The following is a 12,199-nucleotide window of genomic DNA, read 5'->3' as shown; positions in this document are numbered from 1 at the left end:
TTAGCCGATTTTGTTACGTTGTGCGAATGTGTAAAGATCCATCAGTGATTTACATTCTAATTTTTCCATCAGGCGACTTTTATAAGTGCTGACAGTTTTGTTGCTGATGAACATTTTTTCAGCAATGTCATTATTATCCTTGCCATCAAGAATATATCGCATGACACTAATTTCTTGTTTCGATAAGGAGTCGAGTTTTTGCTGGTCGGACGTTAAACTTCCAACAAACCGGTTGAGAGAGAAGGGGAAATAGCAGTAGCCATTTTTTGCAGCTTCAATAGCCGCAATGATATTGTTCATGCCTTCTTTTTTACTCACGAATCCATTAGCGCCAGCATCAGCACAATGTTTCCCGTAAAAATGGTCATTTTTAGCGGAGACGATAATAATAATTCCGCTATATTGACGCTTCCTTAGCGTTTCTAACACCTGGATACCGTTAACTCCGGGGATATCGACATCAATGATGACGATATCAGGCTTAAGTGTTTCCACCCGCTGAACGGCGCTTCCGCCTTCAGTCAACTCTGCTAAGATTTCAATATCGTTTTTGATCAATAAATTACGAATTGCTGCGATAGCAAGAGGATGGTCATCAATAATTATTGCGTTCATAGATTATTCCCTTTGCAATGAAGCATCTCCCTTCTCCCTGTAGTAATACAGACATAAGGCATCATCTCATTTTCTCAATAAAAATAAGAAAATTTGAGCTTCCTTTAAGATAATTCGACAAGTATACCATATAAATAGTCGGCATAAATGAAATGTCAACAATAAAATCAGGGATTGTACCGATGATTTATAGTTTCACATTAGCACTATAAGTCTTCTCACTAATCCTACAGGCGTAAGAATCGTATTGCAAAAGCCACGGTTTAGTCCTCTGTTGTTTCTTTTGCACCTCATTTAAATTAGGCCTCCAACGTTCCTGGGATAATGTGCAACACATGCACTGTGTTTGATATGAAGAATGAATACTCTTTTCATTCAATTCATAAATTTCATCTATGCGAAATGAGAGATAATAGTGGAACAGATTAATTCAAATAAAAAACATTCTAACAGAAGAAAATACTTTTCTTTATTGGCGGTAGTTTTATTTATTGCGTTTTCAGGTGCCTATGCCTATTGGTCAATGGAATTAGAAGACATGATTAGTACAGATGACGCCTATGTCACGGGGAATGCAGATCCAATTTCTGCACAAGTTTCAGGCAGCGTCACTGTCGTTAATCATAAAGATACGAACTACGTTCGACAGGGTGACATTTTAGTCTCACTGGATAAGACTGATGCCACTATCGCACTCAATAAAGCTAAAAATAATCTGGCCAATATTGTTCGGCAAACGAATAAACTGTACTTACAGGATAAACAATACAGTGCCGAAGTCGCTTCAGCACGTATTCAGTATCAACAATCTTTAGAAGATTATAACCGTCGTGTACCTTTAGCGAAGCAGGGGGTTATTTCAAAAGAAACGCTGGAGCATACCAAAGATACGTTAATAAGTAGCAAAGCGGCATTGAATGCTGCTATTCAGGCTTATAAAGCGAATAAAGCTTTAGTAATGAACACACCATTAAACCGTCAGCCACAAGTCGTTGAAGCGGCGGATGCAACCAAAGAAGCCTGGTTAGTGCTTAAACGTACGGATATTAAGAGTCCTGTTACCGGCTATATTGCCCAGAGAAGCGTTCAGGTTGGCGAAACAGTGAGTCCCGGACAATCGTTAATGGCTGTTGTACCGGCACGTCAAATGTGGGTTAATGCCAACTTTAAAGAAACACAACTCACGGATGTACGGATTGGTCAATCGGTCAATATTATCAGCGATCTCTATGGTGAAAATGTTGTGTTTCATGGTCGGGTGACAGGGATCAATATGGGAACCGGCAATGCGTTCTCCTTATTACCTGCACAAAATGCGACAGGGAACTGGATCAAAATCGTTCAGCGTGTCCCGGTTGAAGTTTCTCTTGATCCAAAAGAACTCATGGAACATCCCTTGCGCATTGGTTTATCGATGACTGCAACTATTGATACCAGGAACGAAGACATTGCCGAGATGCCCGATCTGGCTTCAACCGTGACGTCCATGCCTGCTTATACCAGTAAGGCTTTAGTTATCGATACCAGTCCGATAGAAAAAGAAATTAGCAACATTATTTCGCATAATGGACAACTTTAATGGCAATCACTAAATCAACTCCGGCACCATTAACCGGTGGGACGTTATGGTGCGTCACTATTGCATTGTCATTAGCGACGTTTATGCAAATGTTGGATTCCACTATTTCTAACGTCGCAATACCGACAATATCTGGCTTTCTGGGAGCATCAACAGACGAAGGCACCTGGGTTATCACTTCGTTTGGCGTAGCAAATGCCATTGCGATCCCTGTTACCGGCAGGCTGGCACAAAGAATAGGCGAATTAAGATTATTTTTACTTTCAGTCACTTTTTTTTCGCTGTCTTCCTTAATGTGTAGCCTATCGACCAATCTTGATGTGCTGATATTTTTTAGAGTCGTTCAGGGGTTAATGGCGGGGCCGTTAATTCCACTGTCACAGAGTTTATTATTAAGGAATTATCCGCCAGAAAAAAGAACATTTGCTTTGGCATTATGGTCAATGACCGTAATTATCGCTCCGATATGTGGGCCGATATTGGGCGGCTATATTTGCGATAACTTTAGCTGGGGTTGGATATTTTTAATCAATGTCCCTATGGGGATTATCGTTCTGACATTATGCTTAACCTTACTTAAAGGAAGAGAAACTGAGACTTCACCGGTCAAAATGAATCTACCAGGACTGACCCTGTTAGTGCTCGGTGTTGGTGGCTTGCAGATAATGCTTGATAAAGGGCGCGACCTGGATTGGTTCAACTCGAGTACAATAATAATACTAACAGTAGTGTCAGTTATTTCTCTGATTTCTTTAGTCATTTGGGAGTCGACCTCAGAGAACCCGATTCTTGATCTCAGTTTGTTTAAGTCCCGTAATTTCACCATTGGTATTGTGAGTATCACATGCGCGTATTTATTTTACTCTGGGGCGATAGTCCTTATGCCGCAGTTACTCCAGGAAACGATGGGGTATAATGCGATATGGGCCGGACTTGCCTATGCGCCCATCGGCATCATGCCGCTATTAATATCACCTTTGATAGGACGTTATGGCAACAAAATTGATATGCGGTTGTTGGTGACATTTAGTTTTTTAATGTATGCGGTTTGCTATTACTGGCGTTCTGTGACATTTATGCCAACGATTGATTTTACAGGCATCATTTTGCCACAGTTTTTTCAGGGATTCGCCGTCGCCTGTTTCTTTTTACCCTTAACAACGATTTCGTTTTCAGGTTTGCCAGATAATAAATTTGCCAATGCCTCGAGTATGAGTAATTTTTTTCGTACCTTGTCAGGATCAGTTGGTACGTCGTTGACAATGACGCTGTGGGGACGCCGAGAATCATTACACCATAGTCAGTTGACAGCAACAATCGATCAATTTAACCCCGTGTTTAATTCATCGTCACAAATTATGGATAAATACTATGGTTCGCTTTCAGGGGTTCTTAATGAAATTAATAATGAAATAACTCAGCAGTCACTTTCAATTTCTGCAAATGAGATTTTCCGTATGGCGGCTATTGCTTTTATCTTACTTACGGTATTGGTTTGGTTTGCGAAACCGCCGTTTACAGCGAAAGGCGTTGGGTGATGGTAAAAAGAGAGAGCTATAGCAGGTAAGACGGTAGAATCTTAAGTCTGCGCCATCGGCAGCATCGCTCACCCAGGGAAAGGATGGCGATGCTGCGTTGAAACGTTATGAACGGCCTTTTGCCAGATATTGCTCCATCTCTTCTTCCGGCACCATTCCACCTCCCGTCGCCCACACCAGATGAGTGGCATTACGCAGTTGTTCTGCGCTGAAACCGTGCATCTGTTGGTAACTTACTGATGCGCACACGCGCTGAGGCCCGGCCATACCCGCCAGTGCCGAAGGTTCAAGACGAATGCCTTCTTCCTGCGCCAGCCAGCCAAGCATGTCATACATGGTTTGATCGCTAAGGGTATAGAAGCCATCCAGTAGACGCTCCATTGCCCGCCCGACAAAGCCTGATGCGCGACCAACTGCAAGGCCATCCGCTGCGGTAAGGTTGTCGATACCAATATCCTGAACAGAAATCTGATCGTGTAATCCAGTATGGACGCCTAACAACATACAAGGGGAGTGCGTTGGTTCGGCAAAAAAGCAGTGAACATGATCGCCAAACGCCAGTTTAAGTCCGAATGCGACGCCACCAGGACCACCGCCAACACCACACGGCAGATAGACAAACAGAGGGTTATCAGCATCGACGATACGACCTTGCTCGGCAAATTGCGCTTTAAGACGCTGGCCTGCGACGGAATACCCAAGGAACAACGTGCGGGAATTCTCGTCATCAATAAAGAAACAGTTCGGGTCAGACTGCGCTGCTTTACGTCCTTCCTCGACTGCAACACCATAATCTTGCTCATATTCCACGACCGTAACGCCATGGCTGCGCAGTTTCGCTTTTTTCCATGCCCGGGCATCAGCAGACATATGTACTGTCACCTTAAAGCCAATGCGGGCGCTCATAATGCCGATTGATAACCCCAGATTTCCGGTTGAGCCCACAGCAATGCTGTATTGGCTAAAGAACTGTTTAAACTCCGGAGAAAGCAGTTTGCTGTAGTCATCTTCAAGCGTCAGCAACCCCGCTTCCAGAGCCAGTTTTTCTGCATGTGCCAGGACTTCATAAATCCCGCCGCGTGCTTTTATGGAGCCGGAAATGGGCAAATGGCTATCTTTTTTCAGTAGCAGTTGCCCGCTGATCGGTTGTTGATATTCCTTTTCCAGCCGTTTTTGCATAGCCGGAATGGCAACCAGTTCTGATTCAATAATCCCCCCAGTAGCAGCAGTTTCAGGAAATGCTTTTGCCAGATAGGGTGCAAAACGGGATAAGCGCGCATGGGCGTCCTGAACATCCTGTTCGGTCAGGCCAACATAAGGTAAACCTTCAGCCAATGAGGTCGTGCCAGGATTAAACCAGGTGGTTTCTTGAAGAGCAACCAGATCCTTTACCAACGGATACTGGGCGATGAGCGAATTCATTTTAGCGTTTTCCATAGTACGTCTCTTTGCGCTTAGATGATAAATGACAGCAGGAATGTGCCCGCCAGAGCGACGACTGAAGCGATAAATGTCGCTGTCGTATAGTATTTAAATGTTTCATTGAGCGTAGCGCCGCAATATTGCTTCACCAGCCAGAAAAGCGAGTCCGTAACGATCGTGCAGCCAATTGCACTTGAACCGATATCAATCGTAAAAATTTCCGGGCTGATGTCGGGATACAGCGCCAGCACAATGATCCATATTTATATTTTCTTCTCCAGATTGGCGATGCCAGTTGGCATGTTTTACCTACTTGCCTACATGGTTACTCGTTGGCGAGAACAGAGGCGGAATTGGGTACAATTGTCCGGGAATTATTGTTATTTTTTATTGTATTGCCGTGTCGGGTGATAGGGCGTCGAGAATATCGTTGGATCTCGCCAGTGACGTCTGTTTCTGCTACAGTGCCCGTTTTACGGCAAACGGCTTGGGTATGGCTTCATTAAAGGATGTCGCACGCCTGGCGGGAGTGTCGATGATGACAGTCTCCCGGGTGATGCATAATGCAGAATCTGTGCGTCCTGCAACGCGTAACCGCGTATTGCAGGCAATCCAGACCCTGAATTATGTTCCTGATCTTTCCGCCCGTAAGATGCGCGCTCAAGGACGTAAGCCGTCGACTCTCGCCGTGCTGGCGCAGGACACGGCTACCACTCCTTTCTCTGTTGATATTCTGCTTGCCATTGAGCAAACCGCCAGCGAGTTCGGCTGGAATAGTTTTTTAATCAATATTTTTTCTGAAGATGACGCTGCCCGCGCGGCACGTCAGCTGCTTGCCCACCGTCCGGATGGCATTATCTATACTACAATGGGGCTGCGACATATCACGCTGCCTGAGTCTCTGTATGGTGAAAATATTGTATTGGCGAACTGTGTTGCGGATGACCCAGCGTTACCCAGTTATATCCCTGATGATTACACTGCACAATATGAATCAACACAGCATTTGCTCGCGGCGGGCTATCGTCAACCGTTATGCTTCTGGCTACCGGAAAGTGCGTTGGCAACAGGGTATCGTCGGCAGGGATTTGAGCAGGCCTGGCGTGATGCTGGACGAGATCTGGCTGAGGTGAAACAATTTCACATGGCAACAGGTGATGATCACTACACCGATCTCGCAAGTTTACTCAATGACCACTTCAAATCTGGCAAACCAGATTTTGATGTTCTGATATGTGGTAACGATCGCGCAGCCTTTGTCGCTTATCAGGTTCTCCTGGCGAAGGGGGTACGTATCCCGCAGGATGTCGCCGTAATGGGCTTTGATAATCTGGTTGGCGTCGGGCATCTGTTTTTACCGCCGCTGACCACAATTCAGCTTCCACATGACATTATCGGGCGGGAAGCTGCATTGCATATTATTGAAGGTCGTGAAGGGGGAAGAGTGACGCGGATCCCTTGCCCGCTGTTGATCCGTTGTTCCACCTGATATTATGTTAACCCAGTTGCCAGAGTGCTCCATGTTGCAGCACAGCCACTCCGTGGGAGGCATAGAGCGACAGTTCCCGTTCTTCTGGCTGCGGATAGATTCGGCTACTCATCACCGTTTCCCCGTCGTTAATAAATACTTCCACGGATGATGTATCGATAAATATCCTTAGGGCGAGCGTGTCACCCTGCGGGAGGGGAATACTACGGTAGCCGTCTAAATTCTCGTGTGGGTAATATCGCCACAAAACAAGTCGCTCAGATTGGTTATCAATATACAGCCGCATTCCTGTGCCGAGTTGTAATCCGTAATGTTCGGCATCACTGTTCTTCAGCTCCCACTGCAACTGAATCTCAACTGCTTGCGCGTTTTCCTGCAAAACATATTTATTGCTGATTGTGCGGGGAGAGATAGATTGATGCTGCTGGCGTAACGACTCAGCTTCGTGTACCGGGCGTTGTAGGAGTTTGCCATTGCTCTCTGATAGCTCGCGCGCCAGCGTCATGCAGCCTGCCCAGCCTTCACGTTTTGAGGGCATTGGCGATTCCCACATATCCATCCAGCCGATAACAATACGCCGACCATCCTTCGCTACAAAGCTTTGTGGTGCATAAAAGTCATGCCCGTTATCAAGTTCAGTAAAATGCCCGGATTGTGCAAAAAGTCGTCCTGGCGACCACATTCCGGGTATTACGCCACTTTGAAAGCGATTTCGATAACTGTATCCCTCGGCATTCATTCCCTGCGGGGAAAACATCAGATAATGCTGATCGCCAAGGCTGAAAAAGTCCGGACATTCCCACATATAGCTTTCACCCGCATCAGCGTGGGCCAGTACGCGATCGAAAGTCCATTCACGCAATGAACTGCCGCGATAAAGCAGGATCTGCCCCGTGTTGCCTGGGTCTTTCGCCCCGACTACCATCCACCATGTGTCGGCTTCACGCCACACTTTAGGATCGCGGAAGTGCATGATTCCTTCTGGTGGAGTGAGGATCACACCCTGTTTCTCGAAATGAATACCATCCCGACTGGTAGCCAGACATTGTACTTCGCGAATTGCATCGTCATTACCTTCACTATCGAGCCAGACGTGTCCGGTGTAGATAAGTGAGAGGACACCATTGTCATCGACAGCACTACCTGAAAAACATCCGTCTTTGTCATTCTCGTCTCCTGGCGCTAGCGCAATAGGCTCATGCTGCCAGTGGATCATATCGTCGCTGGTGGCATGTCCCCAGTGCATTGGCCCCCAGTGTTCGCTCATCGGGTGATGTTGATAAAACGCGTGATAACGATCGTTAAACCAGATCAGGCCGTTTGGATCGTTCATCCACCCGGCAGGAGGCGCGAGGTGAAAATGGGGATAGAAAGTGTTACCTCGGCGCTCGTGAAGTTTTGCTAGTGCGTTTTGCGCCGCATGCAATCGAGATTGCGTCATTTTAATCATCCTGGTTAAGCAAATTTGGTGAATTGTTAACGTTAACTTTTATAAAAATAAAGTCACTTACTTTCATAAATGCGATGAATATCACAAATGTTAACGTTAACTATGATGTTTTGTGATCGAATATGCATGTTTTAGTAAATCCATGACGATTTTGCGAAAAAGAGGTTTATCACTATGCGTAAGTCAGATGAATTTAAGGGAAAAAAATGTCAGCCAAAGTATGGGTTTTAGGGGATGCGGTCGTAGATCTCTTGCCAGAATCAGACGGGCGGCTACTGCCTTGTCCTGGCGGCGCGCCAGCTAACGTTGCGGTGGGAATCGCCAGATTAGGCGGAACAAGTGGGTTTATAGGTCGGGTCGGTGATGATCCTTTTGGTGCGTTAATGCAAAGAACGCTGCTAACTGAGGGTGTCGATATCACGTATCTGAAGCAAGATGAATGGCACCGGACATCCACGGTGCTTGTCGATCTGAACGATCAAGGAGAACGTTCATTTACGTTTATGGTCCGCCCCAGTGCCGATCTTTTTTTAGAGACGACAGACTTGCCCTGCTGGCGACATGGCGAATGGTTACATCTCTGTTCAATTGCGTTGTCTGCCGAGCCTTCGCGTACCAGCGCATTTACTGCGATGACGGCGATCCGGCATGCCGGAGGTTTTGTCAGCTTCGATCCCAATATTCGTGAAGATCTATGGCAAGACGAGCATTTGCTCCGCTTGTGTTTGCGGCAGGCGCTACAACTGGCGGATGTCGTCAAGCTCTCGGAAGAAGAATGGCGACTTATCAGTGGAAAAACACAGAACGATCGGGATATATGCGCCCTGGCAAAAGATTATGAGATCGCCATGCTGTTGGTGACTAAAGGTGCAGAAGGGGTGGTGGTCTGTTATCGAGGACAAGTCCACCATTTTGCTGGAATGTCTGTGAATTGTGTCGATAGCACTGGGGCGGGAGATGCGTTCGTTGCCGGGTTACTCACAGGTCTGTCCTCTTCGGGATTATCTACAGATGAGAGAGAAATGCGACGAATTATCGATCTCGCTCAACGTTGCGGAGCGCTTGCAGTAACAGCGAAAGGGGCAATGACAGCGCTGCCATGTCGACAAGAACTGGAAAGTGAGAAGTAAACGGCGAGGCCGCTCTTATCTCTAAATAGGACATGAATTTTTTAACGACGGGCAGGTAATTATGGCACTGAATATTCCATTCAGAAATGCGTACTATCGTTTTGCATCCAGTTACTCATTTCTCTTTTTTATTTCCTGGTCGCTGTGGTGGTCGTTATACGCTATTTGGCTGAAAGGACATCTAGGATTAACAGGGACGGAATTAGGTACACTTTATTCGGTCAACCAGTTTACCAGCATTCTATTTATGATGTTCTACGGCATCGTTCAGGATAAACTCGGTCTGAAGAAACCGCTCATCTGGTGTATGAGTTTCATTCTGGTCTTGACCGGACCGTTTATGATTTACGTTTATGAACCGTTACTGCAAAGCAATTTTTCTGTAGGTCTAATTCTGGGGGCGCTCTTTTTTGGCCTGGGGTATCTGGCGGGATGTGGTTTGCTTGACAGCTTCACTGAAAAAATGGCGCGAAATTTTCATTTCGAATATGGAACAGCGCGCGCCTGGGGATCTTTTGGCTATGCTATTGGCGCGTTCTTTGCCGGCATATTTTTTAGTATCAGTCCCCATATCAACTTCTGGCTGGTCTCGCTATTTGGCGCTGTATTTATGATGATCAACATGCGTTTTAAAGATAAGGGTCACCAGTGTGTAGCGGCGGATGCGGGAGGGGTAAAAAAAGAGGATTTTATCGCAGTTTTCAAGGATCGAAACTTCTGGGTTTTTGTCATATTTATTGTGGGGACGTGGTCTTTCTATAACATTTTTGATCAACAACTCTTTCCTGTCTTTTATGCAGGTTTATTCGAATCACACGATGTAGGAACGCGCCTGTATGGTTATCTCAACTCATTCCAGGTGGTACTCGAAGCGCTGTGCATGGCGATTATTCCTTTCTTTGTGAATCGGGTAGGGCCAAAAAATGCATTACTTATCGGTGTTGTGATTATGGCGTTGCGTATCCTTTCCTGCGCGTTGTTCGTTAACCCCTGGATTATTTCATTAGTGAAGCTGTTACATGCCATTGAGGTTCCACTTTGTGTCATATCCGTCTTCAAATACAGCGTGGCAAACTTTGATAAGCGCCTGTCGTCGACGATCTTTCTGATTGGTTTTCAAATTGCCAGTTCGCTTGGGATTGTGCTGCTTTCAACGCCGACTGGGATACTCTTTGACCACGCAGGCTACCAGACAGTTTTCTTCGCAATTTCGGGTATTGTCTGCCTGATGTTGCTATTTGGCATTTTCTTCCTGAGTAAAAAACGCGAGCAAATAGTTATGGAAACGCCTGTACCTTCAGCAATATAGACGTAAACTTTTTCCGGTTGTTGTCGATATCTCCATATCCCTCAACCGGAAAATAATAATACAAAAATGCTTAGCCCAACTAATAATCACCTAATCCAAACGCCTCATTCATGTTCTGGTACAGTCGCTCAAATGTACTCCGGATACGCGGTTCGCTGATTTCCAGGACATTGTCGTCATTCAGCGACTTGTCCCGTGTATCACGGGCCTGCGAATTCATCAAGGAACGCATTGCAGAGTGAAGTATCGAGTCACGCCATATTTCGCTATCAGGATTCTGTATGATGGTTACATCGCCCGGCCCAGGGCTGTTTAGTCATCAGCGCTTTCTGACAGTGCTGAGATTTCAACCTGTTGCAGTAAAAATGAGTAGATATAGGGCAAGTGTGCTGCCAAACCCATCTTTTACGGGGTGAAGGTAGATATTGTTAGAAGGGTATCTGGTGTCCCCTGCAGGAATCGAACCTGCAATTAGCCCTTAGGAGGGGCTCGTTATATCCATTTAACTAAGAGGACAATGCGGCATGAGTATACCCGCTAATGGACTGCGGGGTAAGTACGCTGCCGCTCGATTGCTTAAACCCTCGCCATTTATGCCGGGTTTTTATCATTTTTCTTAATGTTTTCCGCACGTTCTGCTTTTTGGCGTGCTTCTGCTTTGCGCTTGTTGCTCATGTCGTTACGAATCTGTGCATGACTCATTAACGCGAAGATAAAGGTGCCGCCGCAGATGTTCCCCGCTAAAGTAGGTAGTGCGAAGGGCCAGATGAAATCGCTCCAGTGCAGCGTACCGTTAAACACCAGATAGAGGATTTCAACAGAACCGACAACGATGTGAGTGGTGTCACCCAGGGCAATAAGCCAGGTCATCAATATAATCACCACAATCTTTGCCGCACCCGCTGCAGGAAACATCCATACCATAGTGGCGATCAGCCAGCCGGAAATGATCGCGTTGGCAAACATCTCGCTGGGGGTGTTCTTCATCACATCCATGCCGATTTTGACAAATGCATCGCGAGTTTCTTCATTGAAGATTGGCATATATTCAAATGCCCACGCCGCAATACCTGTCCCGAGAATATTACCCAGCAGCACGACGCCCCATAACCGCATAAGTAAGCCAACGTTGCTCATTGTCGGTTTTTGCATGACGGGTAGTACCGCAGTCACGGTGTTTTCGGTAAATAATTGCTGGCGGGCCATAATGACGATAATAAAACCAAAGGTATAACCGAGATTCTCCAGCAAGAAGCTGCCCGGCACACCTTCCAGTTCGACATGAAATATCCCTTTTGCCAGTAATGAAGCGCCCATCGACAGACCCGCCGCAATGGCTGACCACAGTAGTGCCATTGCGTCGCGTTCCAGCTCTTTTTCACCATCCTGGCGGATATGCTCATGAATTGCCATCGCCCGGGAGGGGAGTCGATCTTCATCTATTTCTATTTTTTTGCCGCGCTCTTTTTCTTCGCTCTCAACTTCAATTTCGTCGCTGTGTTGATCAATTTTGTCGTTGTCCATGGTCTCTTCTCTTGAATTAGCACGTATAGCTAAAGCGTAGCGGCTTTTTTGCTCGCAACTGGCGGGAGTTACTCTGAAAATGTAGAAAAGGCCGCGTTTGCCTTTTTCTGTTTCTATAGAATCAAGTAGCCTACAGGGCGGCG

General features: G+C 46.2%; 10 protein-coding genes, 1 tRNA gene and 1 pseudogene. 5 read left to right on the top strand and 7 right to left on the bottom strand.

The features are described 5' to 3' along the window. Nucleotides 1-615, bottom strand: coding sequence for an acid-sensing system DNA-binding response regulator EvgA (gene evgA, locus G434_RS16645; protein WP_000991370.1), 615 nt, complete (start codon nt 613-615; stop codon nt 1-3). A gap of 415 nt (nt 616-1,030) precedes the next feature. Here evgA and emrK point away from each other — a divergent pair, with 415 nt between their 5' ends. Together emrK and emrY are read left to right on the top strand one after the other, a co-directional pair. Then, nucleotides 1,031-2,194: a multidrug efflux MFS transporter periplasmic adaptor subunit EmrK gene (gene emrK, locus G434_RS16650; RefSeq protein ID WP_000435175.1), complete on the top strand. Its 1,164-nt coding sequence runs from the start codon at nt 1,031-1,033 to the stop codon at nt 2,192-2,194. Further along, entirely contained in the window at nt 2,194-3,732 is a 1,539-nt protein-coding gene (emrY, locus tag G434_RS16655) for a multidrug efflux MFS transporter permease subunit EmrY (RefSeq protein WP_001018714.1), read from the top strand. Before emrK ends, emrY begins: the two co-directional genes overlap by 1 nt. A gap of 105 nt (nt 3,733-3,837) precedes the next feature. On the opposite strand, the gene dsdA is transcribed toward emrY, so the two are convergent. Then, entirely contained in the window at nt 3,838-5,169 is a 1,332-nt protein-coding gene (dsdA, locus tag G434_RS16660) for a D-serine ammonia-lyase (RefSeq protein WP_000426461.1), read from the bottom strand. 17 nt (nt 5,170-5,186) lie between these two features. Further along, nucleotides 5,187-5,405, bottom strand: a pseudogene (locus G434_RS16665) (D-serine transporter DsdX); the annotation flags it as partial. Nucleotides 5,406-5,647: 242 nt separating this feature from the next. On the opposite strand from G434_RS16665, the gene G434_RS16670 reads away from it, so the two are divergent. After that, nucleotides 5,648-6,643, top strand: coding sequence for a LacI family DNA-binding transcriptional regulator (locus G434_RS16670; RefSeq protein WP_001309629.1), 996 nt, complete (start codon nt 5,648-5,650; stop codon nt 6,641-6,643). Between the two features lie 7 nt (nt 6,644-6,650). On the opposite strand, the gene cscA is transcribed toward G434_RS16670, so the two are convergent. Then, nucleotides 6,651-8,084, bottom strand: coding sequence for a sucrose-6-phosphate hydrolase (gene cscA / locus G434_RS16675; protein WP_000194531.1), 1,434 nt, complete (start codon nt 8,082-8,084; stop codon nt 6,651-6,653). Nucleotides 8,085-8,299: 215 nt separating this feature from the next. Here cscA and G434_RS16680 point away from each other — a divergent pair, with 215 nt between their 5' ends. Then, nucleotides 8,300-9,223, top strand: coding sequence for an aminoimidazole riboside kinase (locus tag G434_RS16680; RefSeq protein ID WP_001274886.1), 924 nt, complete (start codon nt 8,300-8,302; stop codon nt 9,221-9,223). Between the two features lie 61 nt (nt 9,224-9,284). Further along, a complete protein-coding gene (locus G434_RS16685) occupies nt 9,285-10,532 on the top strand; it encodes an oligosaccharide MFS transporter (protein ID WP_001197026.1) in 1,248 nt (415 codons plus the stop codon). Between the two features lie 79 nt (nt 10,533-10,611). Here G434_RS16685 and G434_RS0125100 read toward each other — a convergent pair whose 3' ends face one another. The 3 genes from G434_RS0125100 to G434_RS16695 form a co-directional block, all read right to left on the bottom strand. Then, nucleotides 10,612-10,794, bottom strand: a complete 183-nt coding sequence (locus G434_RS0125100) for a DUF4942 domain-containing protein (RefSeq protein ID WP_225087794.1) — start codon at nt 10,792-10,794, stop codon at nt 10,612-10,614. A gap of 179 nt (nt 10,795-10,973) precedes the next feature. Then, nucleotides 10,974-11,048 (bottom strand) — tRNA-Arg (locus tag G434_RS16690). A 75-nt stretch (nt 11,049-11,123) separates the two neighbouring features. After that, nucleotides 11,124-12,056, bottom strand: a complete 933-nt coding sequence (locus tag G434_RS16695; protein WP_000368131.1) for a formate/nitrite transporter family protein — start codon at nt 12,054-12,056, stop codon at nt 11,124-11,126. Nucleotides 12,057-12,199 lie beyond the last annotated feature (143 nt).

It is taken from the genome of Escherichia sp. KTE172 (genome assembly GCF_000408845.1).
GTDB lineage: Bacteria > Pseudomonadota > Gammaproteobacteria > Enterobacterales > Enterobacteriaceae > Escherichia > Escherichia coli.
This window is presented reverse-complemented; position numbering and strand designations above follow the sequence as displayed.